Annotated in this window: 14 protein-coding genes and 1 tRNA gene; 7 read left to right on the top strand and 8 right to left on the bottom strand. The window is 63.7% G+C overall.

Going from position 1 to position 18,378, the window contains the following annotated elements:
• The first annotated feature begins 38 nt into the window (after window positions 1-38).
• A complete protein-coding gene (locus BN9444_RS08105) occupies window positions 39-1,076 on the top strand; it encodes an App1 family protein (RefSeq protein WP_068801744.1) in 1,038 nt (345 codons plus the stop codon).
• A gap of 115 nt (window positions 1,077-1,191) precedes the next feature.
• Here BN9444_RS08105 and BN9444_RS08100 read toward each other — a convergent pair whose 3' ends face one another.
• The 3 genes from BN9444_RS08100 to uvrB form a co-directional block, all read right to left on the bottom strand.
• A complete protein-coding gene (locus BN9444_RS08100) occupies window positions 1,192-1,632 on the bottom strand; it encodes a universal stress protein (RefSeq protein ID WP_066484484.1) in 441 nt (146 codons plus the stop codon).
• A gap of 60 nt (window positions 1,633-1,692) precedes the next feature.
• A complete protein-coding gene (locus BN9444_RS08095) occupies window positions 1,693-2,136 on the bottom strand; it encodes a universal stress protein (protein ID WP_066484488.1) in 444 nt (147 codons plus the stop codon).
• Window positions 2,137-2,285: 149 nt separating this feature from the next.
• Window positions 2,286-4,397, bottom strand: coding sequence for an excinuclease ABC subunit UvrB (gene uvrB, locus BN9444_RS08090; protein ID WP_066484494.1), 2,112 nt, complete (start codon window positions 4,395-4,397; stop codon window positions 2,286-2,288).
• Window positions 4,398-4,796: 399 nt separating this feature from the next.
• Here uvrB and BN9444_RS08085 point away from each other — a divergent pair, with 399 nt between their 5' ends.
• Window positions 4,797-6,182 (top strand): DUF4185 domain-containing protein, encoded by a 1,386-nt coding sequence (locus tag BN9444_RS08085; protein WP_066484499.1) that lies wholly within the window; start codon window positions 4,797-4,799, stop codon window positions 6,180-6,182.
• Window positions 6,183-6,319: 137 nt separating this feature from the next.
• Here BN9444_RS08085 and coaE read toward each other — a convergent pair whose 3' ends face one another.
• The 3 genes from coaE to rpsA all read right to left on the bottom strand — a co-directional run bounded on the left by coaE (window position 6,320) and on the right by rpsA (window position 10,861).
• The gene (coaE, locus tag BN9444_RS08080; protein WP_068801743.1) at window positions 6,320-6,919 is read right to left on the bottom strand and encodes a dephospho-CoA kinase; all 600 of its coding nucleotides are present in this window, start codon (window positions 6,917-6,919) and stop codon (window positions 6,320-6,322) included.
• Window positions 6,920-7,004: 85 nt separating this feature from the next.
• Window positions 7,005-9,062, bottom strand: a complete 2,058-nt coding sequence (locus tag BN9444_RS08075) for a glucose PTS transporter subunit IIA (protein ID WP_068802175.1) — start codon at window positions 9,060-9,062, stop codon at window positions 7,005-7,007.
• A gap of 341 nt (window positions 9,063-9,403) precedes the next feature.
• Window positions 9,404-10,861, bottom strand: a complete 1,458-nt coding sequence (gene rpsA / locus BN9444_RS08070) for a 30S ribosomal protein S1 (protein WP_066484734.1) — start codon at window positions 10,859-10,861, stop codon at window positions 9,404-9,406.
• 287 nt (window positions 10,862-11,148) lie between these two features.
• On the opposite strand from rpsA, the gene BN9444_RS08065 reads away from it, so the two are divergent.
• Both BN9444_RS08065 and BN9444_RS08060 read left to right on the top strand, forming a co-directional pair.
• Complete coding sequence (locus BN9444_RS08065) at window positions 11,149-11,889, top strand: class I SAM-dependent methyltransferase (protein ID WP_066484504.1); 741 nt, start codon at window positions 11,149-11,151, stop codon at window positions 11,887-11,889.
• A gap of 11 nt (window positions 11,890-11,900) precedes the next feature.
• Entirely contained in the window at window positions 11,901-12,326 is a 426-nt protein-coding gene (locus BN9444_RS08060; RefSeq protein ID WP_066484507.1) for an RDD family protein, read from the top strand.
• Here BN9444_RS08060 and BN9444_RS08055 read toward each other — a convergent pair.
• Both BN9444_RS08055 and polA read right to left on the bottom strand, forming a co-directional pair.
• Complete coding sequence (locus BN9444_RS08055; RefSeq protein ID WP_066484515.1) at window positions 12,323-13,258, bottom strand: DNA glycosylase AlkZ-like family protein; 936 nt, start codon at window positions 13,256-13,258, stop codon at window positions 12,323-12,325. The two genes, BN9444_RS08060 and BN9444_RS08055, sit on opposite strands and share 4 nt — an antisense overlap.
• A complete protein-coding gene (polA, locus tag BN9444_RS08050) occupies window positions 13,242-15,917 on the bottom strand; it encodes a DNA polymerase I (protein ID WP_066484518.1) in 2,676 nt (891 codons plus the stop codon). Before polA ends, BN9444_RS08055 begins: the two co-directional genes overlap by 17 nt.
• A gap of 99 nt (window positions 15,918-16,016) precedes the next feature.
• Between polA and BN9444_RS08045 the strand changes: the two genes are divergently transcribed.
• From BN9444_RS08045 to BN9444_RS08030, 3 genes are all read left to right on the top strand, one after another.
• A tRNA-Leu gene (locus BN9444_RS08045) sits at window positions 16,017-16,090 on the top strand.
• A 287-nt stretch (window positions 16,091-16,377) separates the two neighbouring features.
• Window positions 16,378-17,190 (top strand): DUF368 domain-containing protein, encoded by an 813-nt coding sequence (locus tag BN9444_RS08040; RefSeq protein ID WP_068801742.1) that lies wholly within the window; start codon window positions 16,378-16,380, stop codon window positions 17,188-17,190.
• A gap of 862 nt (window positions 17,191-18,052) precedes the next feature.
• Window positions 18,053-18,340, top strand: coding sequence for a hypothetical protein (locus tag BN9444_RS08030; RefSeq protein ID WP_066484536.1), 288 nt, complete (start codon window positions 18,053-18,055; stop codon window positions 18,338-18,340).
• Window positions 18,341-18,378 lie beyond the last annotated feature (38 nt).

Genomic DNA, 18,378 nt, shown 5'->3' with positions numbered 1-18,378 from the left:
GAGGGACACGGTCGGGCGAGATTCCGTAGTCTGGGGCCATGGCACTCTCAGATATCGTCCATAAGGCCGAACGCACCATCAACGACTACAACGTGCGGCGCAGCGCCGCGCGTGGCTGGCTTCCTCAGGTCACTGCCTACAAGGGCTATGGCTCCGAAGAGACTGTCCACGTGCTGGGCCGCGTGCTTTACGGCGATCCCGCAGCCCCCGAGAACGAGGCGTGGGCACAGCGCGGCTACCGGCAGTTCTTCACTGTCCAAGCCCCCGGCATCCCCGTCCGCGTGACCGCGGGCGAGGCCTCCGCCACGACGCACTCCACGGCCCAGGGCTACGTGGACGTCCAGCTCCATGGGCACGGACTCACACCCGGCTGGCACGACGTGACCATCGAGGTCCTCGCAGATCCCAACGCTGGTATCCCCACTGACCAGCCGCCCACGACGGCGGAGGTTCTCATCGTCGGCGACGACCAGGATGCCGGCATTGTAAGCGATATCGATGACACGGTGCTCATCACCTGGCTGCCTCGCGCCATGACCGCCGCCTGGAACTCCTGGGTCAAGCGCACAAATACCCGCCAGCCGGTACCGGGCATGGCGCGCTTCTACGAGAAGCTACGCGAAGACCACCCCAACGCGCCCGTCATCTACCTGTCCACCGGTGCCTGGAACACCTTCGATACCCTCGAGACTTTCCTGGAGCACAATGGCCTGCCCAAGGGCCCCATGCTGCTCACGGACTGGGGGCCCACGCCCACTGGCTTGTTCCGCAGCGGCAAGGAACACAAGCGCGTCCAGCTGCGCAACCTGTTCATTGCGTTCCCGCAGATTAAGTGGATTCTCGTCGGCGACGACGGCCAACACGACCCGCTCACGTACGGCGACGCAGCCGAGGAGCACCCAGACCGCGTCCGAGCCATCGCTATCCGCAATCTCACCCCGGGCGAGCAGCTGCTCTCCCACGGTTCGCTCACCCCGCTCGTGGACGAACGCGACTCCGCGCTCGGCCCCCTCCCCTTCATCCAGGGCGCGGACGGCAACAAACTCTTCGAGGCCTACCGCGCGAGGGAATTCTAAACCGGTGTTTCTCCACCTTGGTTTCTAAAACCGGACACGACGAAGCCGGCCGGACTGAACGAAAATTCAGTCCGGCCGGCTTTCTGTTCGCGGCGCGCTCGGCGCGGCCACCGTCTTAGTTGACAGTGTGGACGATCATCACGTCGCAGTCGGACTGGCGAGCAACGTCGGCCGGGACGGAGCCCAGCAGACGACCGGTCAGGGAGTTGATGCCGCGGTTACCCACAACGAGGAGGTCGGCGCCAAACTCGTTAACGATGGCCATGAGGGCCTGCACCGGGGTGCCCGGGCGCACGGCGGTCTCGATGCTCTTCACACCGAACTTCTCTGCATGCTCGCGACCTGCGGAAAGGTTTGCCTTCGCCTTGTCGTCACCCAGAATGGTTACGGAGTCCTGACGCAGGGTCTTGGACGCCTCTTCCTTGTTCTCGTAGTACGCGCAGCCGATAATCAGCGTGGCATCGAAAGCGGCAGCCATCTTGGCTGCGCGCTCCACTGCAAGCAGGGAGGACTTGGAACCATCGGTACCGACGACAATCTTGTTGTAATCGCTCATGGCGGCCTTTCATAGAGGGGGATCTCAGTCGATGTTCCAGTCTAGCCCCATTTGGCAGGTTTAGCGATCCTCCGTTGTGTGCGCCACAACGACATCGACGTATGCCTTGCGCATCAGCTCCGTCGCCACGGACCCCATGACGCGGTCGCGCACAGAATTGCGCCCCTTGTTGCCCACCACGAGCAGGTCAACCCGGTGATACTTGCCCACCTCGAGCATCGTCGCCACCGGGTCGCCGGACTTCGCGATAATGCGCACCTTGCTCGCGCCCTCCTCCGCGGCAACATCCTGGGCAGACTTAAGGAAGGTCTGCGACATGTCTTCGGAGATAATCGGCGTTTCCGCAGTTCCGCCCGAGCGCGTGCCCACGTTTTCGTGGCTGCCGAACGCGGAGACAATGATGAGCTCCGCGTCGTACGCCGCCGCCATCGACGCAGCGGTGCGCACGGCACGCAGCGAGGTATCAGAGCCGTCCGTTCCCACCGCAATAGTCTTATACCGCATGAGAGAATTCCTTTCACATCAACACTTGAGAAAAAGTGACGGCGCCCCACTCATGGTGCGATTCGTCACACACTACTGTTGAGTATAAACGCGCGCACGAACCCGCGGCGAGCTTTTGCCGCGCCAGCTGCTGCGCGCGACATCCGTCGCTAGATGCCCGCCTCCTTGAGACCGCGCAGCTCCTTCTTCAAATCCATGATCTCATCGCGCAGGCGGCCGGCAAGTTCGAACTTGAGCTCGCGCGCTGCCTCGCCCATCTGCGCCGTGAGGTCGTCGATGAGTTTCTGGACCTCCTCCGTCGCCATGGACGAAACATCCGGACGCTCCACCATGGACGCCGGGTCGGACGCGGCCGCCGCGCCCTCGGCGGCATCGGCAGCATCCGCGTTCTCGTAGACCTGGTCAAGGATGTCCGCGATCTTCTTGCGCAGCGGCTGCGGGTCGATACCGTGTTCCCTGTTGTACGCAATCTGCTTCTCGCGGCGGCGCTCCGTCTCCTCGATGGCCTCGGCCATGGAGTCAGTGACCTTATCCGCGTACATGATGACCTCGCCGGAGACGTTACGCGCGGCGCGACCGATGGTCTGGATGAGCGACGTCGTGGAACGCAGGAAGCCTTCCTTATCCGCGTCGAGGATAGCCACGAGCGAGACCTCCGGGAGGTCGAGGCCCTCACGCAGAAGGTTGATGCCCACGAGCACGTCGTATTCGCCCATGCGCAGCTGACGCAGGAGCTCGACGCGCTGGAGCGTATCGATATCGGAGTGCAGGTAGCGTACCTTAATGCCGTGCTCGAGCAGGTAGTCCGTGAGGTCCTCGGCCATGCGCTTAGTGAGCGTCGTGACCAACACGCGCTCCTTCTTCTCCGTGCGGGTGCGGATTTCGTCAATGAGGTCGTCGATCTGGCCCTTGGTCGGGCGCACCGTGACCTTCGGGTCGATGAGGCCGGTCGGGCGAATGACCTGCTCCACGTACTCGCCGTCGGATGCGGTGAGCTCGAAGTTGCCCGGCGTCGCCGACATATAGACGGTCTGTCCCACGCGTTCCTCGAACTCGTCGAAGGTGAGCGGCCGGTTATCCACCGCCGAAGGCAGGCGGAAGCCGAACTCCACAAGGTTGCGCTTACGCGACATATCGCCTTCGAACATGCCGCCAATCTGCGGCACGGTGACGTGGGACTCATCGATGATCGTAAGGAAGTCTTCTGGGAAGTAATCGAGCAGCGTCGCTGGCGCCGAGCCCGCGGGGCGGCCATCGATGTGTCGCGAGTAGTTCTCGATGCCGGAGCAGAAGCCGACTTGCTCGATCATCTCGAGGTCGTACTCCGTGCGCATGCGCAGGCGCTGGGCCTCGAGCAACTTGCCGCGGTTTTCTAGGTCTTCAAGGCGTTCCTTGAGCTCCGCCTTGATGTCCTCGACCGCGCGCGCCATGCGCTCCGGGCCCGCCACGTAGTGCGTCGCGGGGAAGATGCGGACCTCGTTGACCTGCTCGATGACGTCGCCGGTGAGCGGGTGGATGTAGTAGAGACCGTCGATGTCATCGCCAAAGAACTCGATGCGCACTGCGCGCTCCTCGTAGGCCGGAATGATATCCACGGTGTCGCCCTTAACGCGGAACGTGCCGCGGGTAAAACCAACGTCATTGCGCTCGTACTGAATATCCACGAGTAGGCGCAGGAAGCGGTCGCGATCCACCTCATCGTCGACATCGAGCACCACCGAGCGGTCCAAGTAGGACTGCGGCGTACCCAAGCCATAGATACAGGACACCGAGGAGACGACCACGACGTCACGCCGCGAAAGCAGCGCCGAGGTCGCCGAGTGGCGCAGACGCTCCACGTCCTCATTAATCGAAGAGTCCTTCTCGATGTAGGTATCCGTCTGCGCGATATACGCCTCCGGCTGGTAGTAGTCGTAGTACGAGACGAAGTACTCCACCGCGTTATTCGGTAGCAACTGGCGCAGTTCGTTGGCCAGCTGCGCGGCGAGCGTCTTATTCGGCGCCATGATGAGCGTCGGGCGCTGCTGCTTCTCGATGAGCCACGCGGCCGTCGCCGACTTACCGGTACCGGTCGCACCCATGAGGACGACGTCGCGCTCGCCGCGGCTCAGGCGCTCGTCGAGCTCCGCAATCGCCGCGGGCTGGTCGCCCGACGGGTTGTATTCGGAGACGACCTCGAATTTCTTCTCTCTGCGCTCGATGTCGCCAACGACGCGGTGCTCGGATTCGGGAAGCAGGGGGTGTTCAGCAGCAAAAGCCATGCCGCCCAGTCTAGCGCCCGCGCACCTTCAGGCTTAGCCGATAGCATCGCCCGCGGCCAGCGCTCCGCCTCGCCTGTGGCTTCCCACACGGCGTCGATCCGCCACCGGCTGGCTCGCGTGCGCCCCGAGCGCCACACAGGCCTCGACTTCCCCATCCATGCACCTGCTTTCCGATGCCGCCTCACCCACCGGCACGCACGAGCGCCGAAAGTCCGCGAGGCAAAAGGTCCCGGTGCGCAGGGCGGAGAGCAGCTCGACGGCCGTGTGATTATTGAAAAGCCCACAATCCCACGTTCCTCTGGCCCTGGACCTTCATCCCCCACAATGAACAACTCACAGCGAACAACTCACAGCGGCAACATGAACATTCGCGCCGCAAAACGTTTAGACTAAGGCTCCATGAAGAAGTCCTCTCTCCTCAAGCTGTCTACGACCGCGGCAGCGATTGCCATCTTGCCGTTTACTACCCTTGCACCCACTCCGGTCGCGCAGGCGGAGCAGTGCACGTCCCAGTCCACCTCCCAGGTGGGAAGCCCCAAGGCCAATGCTGCTGCCGATCTCCTCGGTTCCTTCGCCGGCTCCTCTTTCGGCGGTTCCTCGCTCAGCCCCGCCCAGGCCGACGCCGTCAAGCAAGCAACGTCCACGGGCGTCGCCAAGCAGCTCATCACGGCTGAGGGCCCAACGCGCTCCATGCACTTCCTCACCGGCCCCTCCTCTCCGGACCGCACGGACCGCAAGTGGGGTATCACAAGCACGGACTTGGGCATCGCCTACCTCGATGACTCGGAAGAAAATACGCCGCGCATGTACCTCGCCTTTGGCGACACCTTCTCCTGCAGCGGCTCGGGCAACGGCTGGCGCTCCAATGTCTTGCTGCGCACCCGCGACTTCAACTACGGCGACGGCGTGAGCCTCCACCAGGCGCTCACCTCCGACGGCTGGCAGAGCTCCGGCACGGCCCGCGAGTTCATCTCCTCGGAGAAGAACCCAGGCGTCGAGCACACCACCATCCCCACCGCCGGCATCGAAATCAACGGCACCCACTACATCGACTACATGTCCGTCAAGAAATGGCCGAAAGATGCACCGTGGGTCACCAACTACGCTGCGACCATGAAATCCACGGACGACGGCCGCACCTGGTCCGTCGTCGGTGACTCCACCCGCGTCAACGAGCACGCCACAAACGACATCATCCTGCCGGGCCGCAAGGGCTACGACACCGGCAACGAGAAGCTCCAGATGTCCGCGTTCCTCCAGACCCCGGACAAGGACGGCTACGTCTACCGCTACTCCACCCCGAACGGCCGCGCGGGCACCGCGTATCTCTCCCGCGCCAAGGAAAGCGAGTTCCCGTCCGAGTCTGCTTTCGAGTACTGGGACGGCCACAGCTGGAGCTCCGATCGCCGCGACCTGGAGCCGGTCTTCGGTCCTTCGAACCCTGGCAAGCTCGGCGAGATGTCCGTTGTCTACAACAAGTACATCAACAAGTACGTGGCGCTGTACTTAGACTCCGCCAAGTACGCACTCGTCATGCGCACCGCCGATACGCCCGAGGGCGAATGGTCCGCGCCGCGTGAGCTCATCTCCGGCCACGATGTCCCGCAGCTCTACGGCGGTTTCATTCTGCCGAAGCTCGACGACCAGAACCTCTACTACGTCCTGTCGACGTGGGGCGACTACAACACCTACGTCATGCGTACCGACCTCGATTACGCCGTGAACAACCCATCGGCGGATATCAGCGTCAAGGTCGTCGGCGACGTCGTCGCTGAAGGCAAGTAGCCTTTCTTCGCTTCTTCACGCGCACACCGCACGCCGCCGGTCCTCGGACTGAGGCGCGCGGTTGCCGCATTTTTCGCAGCGGAGGGGACAAGGATCGGCCGCGGCAGCGAGACTCGTCGGGCAGCAATGCGGGTGCGTTACTCGGCCTTCTCGATGGCGGCGGCGACGCGATCGACCTGGAGTGCCAAGTCCTCGAGCACGCCGTTGTTGTCGATGACGTAGGTCGCCGCGGCCAGGCGCACCTCGTCGGGCACCTGCTGCGCGATGCGGCGGCGGGCGTCGGCCTCGTCGAGTCCGCGGTGGGCGACGAGACGCCGCACGCGCTCCTCCACGTCGACGTTGACCACAAGGACCTCGTCCAAGTCCCTATCGAGCCCATTGTCCACGAGCAGCGGCATATCGTAGACGCAGTACTCCACGCCGGCGACGCGCGCCTCGGCGAAGCGCTCCTGTGTGCGCTCCTGGATGCGCGGGTGGGTAATAGCGTTGAGTTTCGCAGTGTGCTCAGCGTCGACGAAGGCGCGGCGGGCGAGCTCGGCACGCTGAAGCGTGCCCGCCTCGTCGAGGATGTCTGCACCGAAGGCCTCCACGAGTTCCGCGAGGGCCGGCTCCCCCGGTTCCACGATCTCGCGCGCTATCTGGTCAGCGTCCACGACGCTCCACCCGCGTTCCGCGAGCAGCCTCGCGACCGTCGACTTGCCGCTGCCAATACCGCCAGTGAGTCCAATGAGCTTCATGGTGTTCAAGCCTACGACAGCTGCGGGCCACCGGCAGGAAAAACGCGAACGCCGCCGCGACGAGCGCGGCGGCGAAGCGAGCTGATTACTCTTCGGACTTTGCCTTCGGCGTGACCGTGAGCAGCTGGTCAGACGGGGTCACCGCGCCGGCCTTGCCCTCGATGGAGAAGAACTTGGAGGTATTCGTGACGACAACCGGGGTGATGAGGTTGTAGCCCTTGGACTCGATGAACTCATGGTCGAAGGTGATGAGTTTGTCGCCTGCAGAGACGCGCTGCTTCTTCTCGACGTGGACGGTAAAGCCCTCGCCGGCCAGCTCGACGGTGTCGAGACCGACGTGGATGAGCAGCTGGACGCCGCTATCGAGGCTCAGGCCGACCGCGTGGCCAGACTTCTGGACCGTGAGGATCTTGCCGTCAGCCGGAGCGTAGACCGTGTTGCCGGTCGGCTTGATGGCCATGCCCTCGCCGAGCTTGGCGCCAGCAAAAATTGGGTCCGGAACCTCGGACAGTTCTACAGCTTCGCCTTCGAGCGGCGAGTCGAGATTGATGGCCTCGGAAGCCGGAGCGGCAACGGCTACGGCGGCCGGGGCGGCTGCGGCAGGGGCGGCATCGGCAGCCGGAGTGAGAACCTCGACCGGCTCCTTGCCCTCAGCCTCGCGCTCGGCCGCAATCTGGGCGCGGATTTCGTCGCGCTCCTCCGGGGAACGGTAGTCGAAGAAGAGGACGAGGAAGAAGGACACGAAGAATGCGACGGCGACACCGAGCAGGTAACCCAGAGCCGGGGTCATGGCCGGGATAGTAAGCAGCGAGGTAAAGACGAAGGCGTTGGCCTTAATGTTGAAGATACCCATGACGACACCGCCAGCGAAGCAGCCCGGCAGCAAGCGCGGGTAGGTCTTCTTAAAGCGCAGAACGATACCGTACAGGGACGGCTCGGAAACACCACCAAGCAGACCTGCGGCGAGGCCACCCGTGGCGACCTGGCGCATGGCCTTGTTGTGCTCCTTGATGGAGACAACGAGGACGCCGGCGACGAGACCGAAGCAGGCAAAGTTCCAGGCACCCATCGGCCCCTGAATGAAGTCGTAACCCAGCGTGGCGAGGTTTTGCACCATAATCGCGTTGAGCGGCCAGTGCAGGCCAAGCGGGACGAGGAACGGGTACAGCAGCGGAATGACGATAGCGAGGACGAACGGCGAGAAATTATTGACGGCGGCCAGGAAGTTGGAGATGCCGTTGCCGATACCAATGCCGAACGGGCCGAGCAGGAAGGCCGTGAGCGGGATCATGATGAGCAGGGAGAAGAACGGCACGAACACCATGTGCAGAGAGCTCGGGATGATCTTCTTCAGGCCCTTTTCCACCCAATACAGACCGATAGCAGCGAGCAGCGGCGGGAAGACCTGGGACGAGTAGTCGTTGAGAATGAGCGGCAGGCCGAAGATCTCGACCTTCTGTGCGTCGCCACCCAGGAACGTGGTCGTCTCTGCGATATTGGACAGACCCATGAATTCCGGGGTGAGCAACGCGGCCGGAATAGCAGCGCCAACCCACTCGTTCGCGCCCAGCTTCTTCGACGCCGTGGCGCCAATCATGATGGGCAGGAAGTAGAAGACTGACCTCCACATCGCATGCATGAGCTGGTAGCCCGCCGGCTGGTCTTCCATGTCGGCGCGGAAGTCCTGCAGGCCGAAAGTATCGGCCAGAATGAGCAAGGTGATAATCAGCGAGGCACCGAGCAGCGCCCACAGGATGGGGCGGAAGGTGTCAGACAGGAACTCGAAGCAGTAGTCGACCCACCCGGTCTTGCGGATGCCGCCGTACTCCTTCTTGCCGTCGGCACCGATCTTCGGGCCGCGTGCGTTGCCCTTGTGCTCGCCCGACGGATCGACGCCTGGCTCCTTAATGATTGCCCGATAGTAGTCAGCGACGCCGCCGCCCATGACGACCTGGTATCCGTGCTCGCCTTGGTGCACGGTGCCGAGAACGGCTTTGTCAGATTCGAGAGTCTTCTCGTCAATCTTGGATGGGTCAGCAAGCTGAAAACGCAAGCGCGTTGCGCAGTGCGTCAGAGACGTAATGTTGTCAGCGCCACCAATATTTTTGATGATGTGCTGCGCGGTATCTTTGGTCGATGCCACGGCGTACTCCTCTTCATTGAGACGTATGGTGATAACCACTCAGTGTGCGGCTATATCATTGTGAAGATTACTCTAATCCGGGCATGATCAAAAGACCGTAGACGCCCGATTGTGCCTTAACGCACGCTTAACAGAGACAAAAGGCAAGGTCACTATTGAACAAACGTGCCTATGCCCCGCGTGGGCGTCTTAAAGATCACAGCAGCGCGTTGCATTTCTCACGCGTGGCGAGCCATAGCAAGACGCGCGAAGGCCGCCGCCTGATTGATTCCTCAATCAGACGGCGGCCTCGTTCATGCACGGTGCGTTAGACACCGGCACGAGCGAAAGGCGTAAAGCCTTTAGTTGCCAGCGAGCTTGTCGCGCAGAGCAGCGAGCTGCTCATCGGAAGCCAGCGAACCGTGAGTCTCGTTGTCGTTCGATGCCGGAGCTGCATCGGCGGACTCGGAGGAGTAGTTCGAAGCCTCGGACTGCTGGGCAGCCTCGGCGGCAGCTGCACGGTTGCGCTCGATCTGAGCGGTGTGCAGGTTGAAGCGACGCTCGGACTCGGCGTAGCGAGCCTCCCAAGCCTGACGCTGCTCGTCGAAGCCTTCCTTCCACTCGTTGGTCTCCGGATCGAAGCCCTCGGGGAAGACGTAGTTGCCCTGCTCGTCGTAGGAGTCGGCCATGCCGTACTTCGACGGATCGAACTCGTCGGTGTAGTCTTCGTCTGCCTGCTTAACAGACAGGGAGATACGACGACGCTCGAGATCGATGTCGATGACCTTGACCATGACTTCCTGACCAACGGTGACGACCTGGTCCGGAACCTCCACGTGGCGCTGAGCCAGCTCGGAGATGTGAACGAGGCCCTCGATGCCCTCTTCGACGCGAACGAACGCACCGAACGGAACGAGCTTGGTGACCTTGCCCGGGACGATCTGGCCCACAGCGTGGGTGCGGGCGAAGACGCGCCACGGATCTTCCTGGGTAGCCTTCAGGGACAGGGAGACGCGCTCGCGGTCGAGATCGACGTCGAGAACCTCAACAGTGACCTCGTCGCCAACGGTGACGACCTCAGACGGGTGGTCGATGTGCTTCCAGGACAGCTCGGAAACGTGAACCAGGCCGTCGACACCGCCGAGATCGACGAAGGCGCCGAAGTTGACGATGGAGGACACGACGCCCTTGCGGACCTGGCCCTTCTGCAGCTGGTGCAGGAACTCGGAGCGGACCTCAGACTGGGTCTGCTCGAGGTATGCACGGCGGGACAGAACAACGTTGTTACGCTGCTTGTCGAGCTCGATGATCTTGGCTTCCAGCTCCTGGCCGATGTACGGCTCCAGGTCGCGGACGCGACGCATCTCGACGAGCGATGCCGGCAGGAAGCCGCGCAGGCCGATGTCGAGGATGAGGCCGCCCTTGACGACCTCGATGACGGTACCGGTAACCGGCTCGTCCTTGGCCTGCAGATCCTCGATAGCGCCCCAGGCACGCTCGTACTGAGCACGCTTCTTGGACAGGATCAGGCGGCCTTCCTTGTCCTCCTTGGTAAGAACAAGTGCGTCGATGGTGTCACCGACCTCGACGACCTCGTCCGGGTCAACGTCGTGCTTGATGGACAGCTCGCGGGACGGGATAACGCCCTCGGTCTTGTATCCGATGTCAAGCAGAACCTCGTCGTGGTCGACCTTGACGACGGTGCCCTCAACGATGTCACCATCGTTGAAGTACTTGATGGTCGCGTCGACGGCGGCGAGGAAGTCCTCAGCGGTTCCGATATCGTTGATCGCAACCTGAGGGGTGTTAGAAGTAGGCATGTAAGAAATGCTCCGAATGTGGTGTAGGAGGTCGTAAATGGACATTTACGTGTCATCTCAAAACGTCCCGCGACCAGCGCAAAGCTGCACTAGTTGGAGGATGGTTTTGATCCCGTCGCTGCACCCTTCGAGACTCTCCTACGGTAGCCGGGAAGCGCGCGCGGCATAGACACGCCTTTAACATCTTACATACTCGCAGCTCACTACACAATGGTGACGCGCCCACCGCACACAATCGACGCTACGCGCGGCCAGCGCGGCTCGCGACAATAACAATCGGAGAAACAATGCCTATTCGGACGCCATCGCAGGCAAATCGGACATTTTGGGACCAGGACGCCGCCCGATACCACTCGGAACATCCTGAGTATCTCTCAAGTTTCTATTGGTGCCCGGAGATGCTGCACGAGCGCGACGCCCACCTGTTAGGCGACGTCCGAGGCAAGCGCGTCCTGGAGCTCGGCTGCGGTTCCGCGCCGTGTACCGCATGGTTGCGTGGCGAGGGCGCCTACGCCATCGGCATGGATATCTCGCGCGCCATGTTGGACCGTGCCCCGGAAGGCGCTCCCCTCGTCCAGGCCGACGGGCTCGTCCTCCCCTTCGCCGACAACACCTTCGACGTTGTCTTCTCCGCCTTCGGCGCGCTCCCCTTTATTGAAAATCTCGACGCTGCGCTTGCCGATGCCGCCCGCGTCCTGCGCCCCGCAGGCCGCTTCGTCGCCGCAGTCCCCCACCCCATGCGTTGGATTTTCCCGGACGACCCGCAGGCGCTTACCGCCGAGATGAGTTACTTCGACGGCGCCTACCTCGAGCACTCGCCCGACGGCGAGCTCACCTACGCCGAGTTCCACCGCACCATGGGCCAGTGGCTGCGTGCCCTCCAGACCGACGGGCCGTTCCGCATCGTGGACCTCATCGAGCCGGAGTGGCCCGAGGATCTCACCACGACGTGGGGCCAGTGGTCGCCGCTGCGCGGGGAGATCTTCCCCGGAACCGCCATCTTCTGCTGCGTGAACGAGAAACGCTAGGCTTATCCACCATGCGTGATAATGCCCTCTTGCTCGTGCGCCGCGGACTGGCGTGGTGGATCGACGGCCTCCTCGTCGCCGTCGTTGTCATCGCGGTGCGCGCGGCCTGGCTTGCACTCGCCGACCCGGCCTTCAACGTCGAGGCGCTGCTCACTCCCCTGGTCTTCTTCGCCTACCGCGTAGGCCTCGAGGGGTGGAAGAACACCTCGCTAGGCAAGTGGTCTCTGCGACTCGAGATCCTCGCAACACGCCGCGGCGTCGTGGGCGCGGCGCTGCGCAACGCATACCTCCTCCTGCCGCTGCTCACCCTCACCGGCGCGGGCTGGGCGCAGTACACGACCGAGATCATTGTCGCGGTCCTGGCGCTCAGCGTGCTTGCCGTGGGCCAGACTCCCTTCGACCTGCTCGCGGGCGCGATGGTCGAACGACACTCCTAGAGTGCTTTAAAGGCGCGGCGGAGCTTCGGCTGCGCGTAAGCCGGGATGCCACGGTCCTCGATGCCTGCCTTCGTCCACATGCCGCGCACCTGGCCGTCGACGACGACGGGCCGACGGAACACCCCGCGGTTGCCGGGCACGAGGACCTCGTGAGTCTGCACGTCCATCGCGAAGAGACGGTCCTGGTAGCCAAGGATGTATTCGTCGAAACCACCGAGAAGGAAGGCCGTGCGCGGAGTGGGTGCGGGCGCGTCAAGGGCGATGACCTGACCATCACGCACTTCGAGGTCATCCGGCAGGTCGCGCGCGGCCGCGGCGATGGTGCGCTTGGGTAGCTTCGACCACCACGCGAAGTCATCGAGCGTCGCCGGCGCATGCGTCCGGAAGTAGCGCGTGGCGAGCTCCGTGACGGCCGCCCGGCGCGCGGCCTCCGTCTCGCCGAAGACCTCGGCGAGACCCGGCAGGCGCAACCGCGTGACGAGCTGCTCCCGCCCCGTGTAATAGACGAGGTTTTCCTCCATGAGCGTGCGCAGCACCCGGTACTGCGGCAGCTCCGGATGAAGGCGCGTGGCCAGGGCCTTAAACTCGGCGCGGCTAAAACCGGATTCTGGAATCTCTTCGAGGACGTCGCGGAATTGCCCGACGTGTTCCTTGAACGGCCGCGCGCAGAGGTCCGTCATCCAGCCCATGTCCGCGCGCGTCCCCACGAACAACGTGTTGCGCATGGGATAACCGCGCACCAGCTCGGCCCAGTCCGCATCGGTGAGCTGACCGCCACGCAGCTCCAGCGAGAGCAACGCCGAGGCGACGTCTTGGCCTTGCATGAGACCGAAGGCGGAGGCGGCATCGGCAGGCGAGGCCCAACGGCGAGTGCTCAGGCCTTGGGTGGCGAGGCGGGCGCGGCCGAGCGCGCGGTTAGTGGCCTGCGGCATCCCAGTCCGTGCCCTCGCCGGTGGAGACCTCGAGCGGAACCTTGAGCTCGATGGCGGAATCCATCTCGCGCTCGAGGATGGCCTTGACCTCGTCGCGCTCGCCCGACGCGACCTCGACGACCAATTCGTCGTGAACCTGCAGCAACACGCGGGACTTCATGCCGCGCAGCTCACGGTCGACGCGGATCATGGCGATCTTGATAATGTCCGCCGCCGTGCCCTGGATCGGCGCGTTGAGTGCGGCGCGCTCAGCGTTCTCGCGGGCCAGGCGGTTATCCGAGTTGAGCTCCGGCAGGTAACGGCGGCGGCCGAAAATGGTCGCGGTGTAGCCGTCCTTGCGGGCCTGCTCGACGACCTCGGAGAGGTAGCGCTTCACGCCGCCGAAGCGGTCGAAGTACGCCTCCATGATGGTCCTCGCCTCGCCAGCCGGGATGCCCAGCTGCTGGGACAGGCCGAAGGCGGACAAACCGTAGACGAGACCATAGGACATAGCCTTGACGCGGCGGCGCAGCTCGGGCGTGACCTCGTCGACGGGGACGTCGAAGACCTTCGAACCGACGTAATTGTGGAGGTCCTCGCCCTCGCGGTAAGCCTCGATGAGCCCCGGGTCGTCCGACAGGTGAGCCATGACGCGCATCTCGATCTGTGAATAGTCCGCGGTAAGCAGCGTCTCGTAGCCCTCGCCGACGATGAAGGCGGAGCGAATCTTGCGACCGGCCTCCGTGCGCACCGGGATATTCTGCAGGTTCGGCTCGGCGGACGAGAGTCGACCGGTCGAGGCAACTGTCTGGTTGAACGTCGTGTGAATGCGCCCGTCCGGCTGCACCGTCTTGATAAGGCCCTCGAGGGTGACCTTGAGCTTTTGGTACTCGCGGTGCGCGAGGAGGTAGTCGAGGAACGGATGCGGGTGCTCCGCGGCAAGCTGCTCGATTTCCTTCGCGGCCGTGGAGTAGCCGGTCTTTGTCTTCTTCGTCTTCGGCAGATCGAGCGTCTCGAAGAGGACGACCTGAAGCTGCTTGGGCGAATTGAGGTTGAGCTTGTCGTCTTCAGCAATCTCGCGCGCGGCCTGCTCCTGCTGCGCGACCTGCTCGGCAAAGAGCTCGAGTTGGTCCTCCAGGCGACTCATGTCCACCGCGATGCCGGTGGCCTCCATGCGCGCGAGGATGCCCGCGAGCGGCAGCTCGAGGTCGGCGTAGAGTTCGAGCGAGTCGATCTCCTCGAGGTCCGCCGTGAGCGCCACGGCCAGCTCCGCGATGGCGAGCGCCGAATCGACGAGCGAGGTGTCCTCTAGCAGCGAGAGTTGATCGCTGGGCGTGCCCAACGTGCGCTGCAGGTGGCGCTGGTACACGTCCGAGAGCTCGTAAGTGCGTTGACCCGGGCGCAGCAGGTACGCGGCCAGCGCCGTGTCGTGCGCGACGCCCGCCAGTTCAATGCCGCGGCCCAGCAGCATGTGGTACGCCGCCTTGGAGTCGTGCAGATACTTCTGCGCTTCTTCGTCTTCAAGCCAGGCCTTGAGCGCCTTATCGTCCGCGGCATCCAAGTCCGCGAGCTCGAGCTGGATGCCGTGATGTTCCGCATCGACGAGCGCAAGGGCCGACGCATCGCCACGACCGGGCTGACCGTTGCCTTGGAGGTAGACGGCGACTCCACTCTTTCGCTCGCCGGCGGAGCCGGTGAGCCAGCTGGCCAGTTCGCCGGGGTTGAGCTCATCCACAGTCACTGTCGGCGCGTCGGCCGGCTGCGCCTCCGGCGCGCTGCCGCCGTCGTTGGGGATAGCGGCCAACACGCGCTCACGCAGGTTAGTACCGAACTCGAGCTCATCGAACTTCGCGGCGACCTCGGCGACAGCCGCGCCCCTAAATGCGAGATCGTCCGGGCCGACCTCAAGGTCCATGTCCGTGATCATCTGCGTGAGCGTGCGGTTCATCTTCACCTGCTCGATGCGGTCGCGGAAGTTCTGGCCCGCCACGCCCTTAATCTCATCCGCGTGGGCGACGAGCTCGTCGAGCGAACCGTACTGGAGGATCCACTTGGTGGCGGTCTTCTCGCCGACCTTAGGCACGCCCGGCAGGTTATCCGACGGGTCGCCGCGCAGCGCCGCGAAGTCCGGGTATTGCGCCGGGGTGAGCTGGTACTTCTCCTCCACCGCGGCGGGCGTAAAGCGATGCAGCGTCGACACGCCGCGCATAGGATAGAGCACCGTCGTCGTGTCGTTGACGAGCTGCAGGTAGTCACGGTCGCCGGTGACGATGAGTGTGTCGTAGTTCGTCGCCTCCGTTGCGAGCGTGGCCACGATGTCGTCGGCCTCAAAGTTCTCGCGCGAGAGCGTCGTAATGCCCAGCGTCTGCAGGACCTCACGGATGAGCTCAACCTGGCCGCGGAACTCCTCCGGCGCGGCCTCGCGCTGCGCCTTGTACTCCGGGAACATCTCCGTGCGGAACGTCTTGCGTCCCACGTCGAAGGCCACGGCCATAGAATCCGGTTTCTCCTCGGCCACGATATTGGCCAGCATGGACAAAAATCCGTAGACCGCGTTGGTGTGCTGGCCGCCAGTCGTAGAGAAGTTCTCCGCCGGCAGCGCGTAGAACGCGCGGAAAGCCATGGAGTGGCCGTCGATGAGCAAAAGGCGAGGCGTCGTTGAGTCAGTCACCTGGCCCATCCTAGAGCCCATGGGCTGCTGCCCGCCGGATGGGTGTACCGATTAGGACGCAAGGATCGGATTCCGCTAAAGTATGTTCCAGCGTTTTCAAACGCGTGCGCCCCTGTAGCCCAATTGGCAGAGGCAACGGATTCAAAACCCGTTCAGTGTGAGTTCGAGTCTCACCAGGGGCACAATCATCGCCGGTCAGAGAAATTTCTGGCCGGCGATTGTGCATGCATAGCGCACGAATCGACTCAATGTCCCAAGAAGTCCTCCCGCCAGCGAACCGCTGGGGAGAGATATCAGCCCGTGTACGCTCGGTTATCATCAACGCAAAGGACGAGCAGACGGCGCCTCCTCCACGGTTGCGCTGACCGGATCCGCGCGACGCAGCATTTCAGATCGCCCTGGTGGTTTCACCAGTACTCACCCGCGCGGCAGTCCCCTTCGTGCACCTGTCCCCTATATCTTGAGGCGCATGCATTACATACTCAACGCCGTGCGCGGCGCTCTCATCGGCATGGCCGAGCTCGTCCCGGGCATTTCGGGCGGCACGGTGGCGCTCATCGTCGGCATCTACGAGCGCGCCCTGCACAACGCCAACTTCATTTTCTCGTGCAAGTTCAAGAAAATCGAGTGGGGCTTCCTCATCTCGGTCGCAGTGGGCATGCTCGCCGCCGTCTTTGGGTTCTCCACGATCCTCCACAATTTCGTCGAGTCCCAGGTGTCGGTGTCCAACGCGCTCTTCTTCGGCATGGTCGCCATCTCCATTATCGTGCCGCTGTCCATGCTCGACGCGGAAGAAAAGAAGAAGCCCTCGGGCTGGATTGCGCTCATCGTCGCGGCCGTCGCCACTTTCTTCGTCACCGGCTTCACCTCCGCCCCGCACGAGGACCCGAGCCTCATCATCGTCTTCTTCGCCGCCGCCATCGCGGTGTGCGCGCTCATCCTGCCGGGCGTATCCGGCTCGCTCATCCTGCTTACGATGGGCCTCTACGCCCCCATCATCGGCGCAGTCTCGGACCGCCACATTCCCACGTTGCTTGTCTTCATGGCGGGCGCGTTGTGCGGCCTCGCGGGCTTCGTCAAGCTCCTCAATTACCTGCTCGATAACCACCGCGCGCCGACGCTGATGGCGATGTCCGGCTTTATGCTCGGCTCCCTGCGCGCGCTGTGGCCCTTCGGCGAAGGCCAGGATGCGGGCATCGGAAGCATTGTGCTCGCCATGGCGGCGGGTATCGCCATCGTCGGTGCTTTCATCCTCATCGACCGCCGCATGGCGAAGAATTAAAGCCCAATCTGGCTCACGCCGAAGCACGTGCCCGCCGGCGCGCTCACCCGCAGGGTTGAGCCGCCGCCGGTGACGTGCAGATACACCTGGTGCAGACCCTCCTTCCCCGTGAAGGTCGTGGCCGCGCCGTCCAGCGCCACCGCGATGTCCCCCTCCGCAGGCGCGAGATAATTCAGACGCACCGTCCACTCGCGGTCCATCAAGGGCCCATCGAGGGCCAGCTCCCCCGCGCAGGAGCTTTCCGATGCCCTCATATTCCACATCTCCGCCTCCCTCACCGTCCCATCAGGCTGGACGCGCTGGAGTCGCTCGACGGCCGGCGCCACCTTCTCCGGAGCCAGGGCCGCCACCGTGTTGTACGGCGCGACCGCCGGGCTGAGCACGTTCCAATCCACGTCCTGGTCGAGGACCGGGCCCTCGGCCGCGCGCAGGTTGGCCACGTACGCGCGGGCGGGCTGGTCCNCCGCGAGCCCCGTATCGACGCGCCACGTCGGACCATCCGTGAGCCGCACGACCTCGCGCAACCCTGCGAACACCGCCACCGCCGCTCCTGCCTGGAGAACGAGCAACGCCGCCAGCGCCGCCGGCCACGACAGATACGCCGCGTGCGCCAGCACCTTGACCACGATCCTGCCCGCAGGCATAAGGTGCCCGTCATGCGGCGTCCACATGAGCTCCCACCAGCCGGTCTCACGCGCCTGCGCCTGCAGTGTGAAGTCGTCCCAGTAGAACCATCCGCCCGCGGCCAGCGCCGCGTGCGCGGCGAGTCCCAGGGCAACGAGGATCCACGTCCTCATACGTTCGCCTCCTCCGGTGCTAGGGTTAGACCCAGACTGTAGACGCTTTACCCCAAGGAGTTTCCATGCGCCGCACTCTCGTCGCCATCGCTACCGCCGCCACGGTCACCCTCGCCCCGCTGCAGGCCATCGCCGCTGACCAATCCTCGTCTCAGGTATCCCAGTCGGACGCCTCCAGCGAGTCCAACCTCAAGGGCTCGTCCTACATCAAGTGGCTCGACGAAAACGTCTCGCCCACGGACAACGAGGCCACCAATAAATTCCTCCAGGTGCTCGTCGACGGCGCCTTCGCGCTTCTCGGTTTCGTGGTCGTCGGCTCCATCGTCGGCGAAATCATGCGCCTGATCCCTTAGTTTCGGCAGCCCCGTGCTAATTTGGAAATAATACATCC

It is taken from the genome of Corynebacterium phoceense (assembly GCF_900092335.1).
GTDB classification, from domain to species: Bacteria; Actinomycetota; Actinomycetes; order Mycobacteriales; family Mycobacteriaceae; genus Corynebacterium; species Corynebacterium phoceense.
Note: the sequence above shows the minus strand (reverse complement) of the source record. Positions and strands in the feature narration are given on the sequence as shown.

Excerpts from the sequence above, each read along its gene's own strand:
- BN9444_RS08105 (WP_068801744.1), top strand. The coding sequence starts at position 39 with ATGGCACTCTCAGATATCGTCCATAAGGCCGAACGCACCATCAACGAC.
- BN9444_RS08100 (WP_066484484.1), bottom strand. The coding sequence starts at position 1,632 with ATGAGCGATTACAACAAGATTGTCGTCGGTACCGATGGTTCCAAGTCC.
- BN9444_RS08095 (WP_066484488.1), bottom strand. The coding sequence starts at position 2,136 with ATGCGGTATAAGACTATTGCGGTGGGAACGGACGGCTCTGATACCTCG.
- uvrB (WP_066484494.1), bottom strand. The coding sequence starts at position 4,397 with ATGGCTTTTGCTGCTGAACACCCCCTGCTTCCCGAATCCGAGCACCGC.
- BN9444_RS08085 (WP_066484499.1), top strand. The coding sequence starts at position 4,797 with ATGAAGAAGTCCTCTCTCCTCAAGCTGTCTACGACCGCGGCAGCGATT.
- coaE (WP_068801743.1), bottom strand. The coding sequence starts at position 6,919 with ATGAAGCTCATTGGACTCACTGGCGGTATTGGCAGCGGCAAGTCGACG.
- rpsA (WP_066484734.1), bottom strand. The coding sequence starts at position 10,861 with ATGCCTACTTCTAACACCCCTCAGGTTGCGATCAACGATATCGGAACC.
- BN9444_RS08065 (WP_066484504.1), top strand. The coding sequence starts at position 11,149 with ATGCCTATTCGGACGCCATCGCAGGCAAATCGGACATTTTGGGACCAG.
- BN9444_RS08060 (WP_066484507.1), top strand. The coding sequence starts at position 11,901 with ATGCGTGATAATGCCCTCTTGCTCGTGCGCCGCGGACTGGCGTGGTGG.
- BN9444_RS08055 (WP_066484515.1), bottom strand. The coding sequence starts at position 13,258 with ATGCCGCAGGCCACTAACCGCGCGCTCGGCCGCGCCCGCCTCGCCACC.
- polA (WP_066484518.1), bottom strand. The coding sequence starts at position 15,917 with ATGGGCCAGGTGACTGACTCAACGACGCCTCGCCTTTTGCTCATCGAC.
- BN9444_RS08040 (WP_068801742.1), top strand. The coding sequence starts at position 16,378 with ATGCATTACATACTCAACGCCGTGCGCGGCGCTCTCATCGGCATGGCC.
- BN9444_RS08030 (WP_066484536.1), top strand. The coding sequence starts at position 18,053 with ATGCGCCGCACTCTCGTCGCCATCGCTACCGCCGCCACGGTCACCCTC.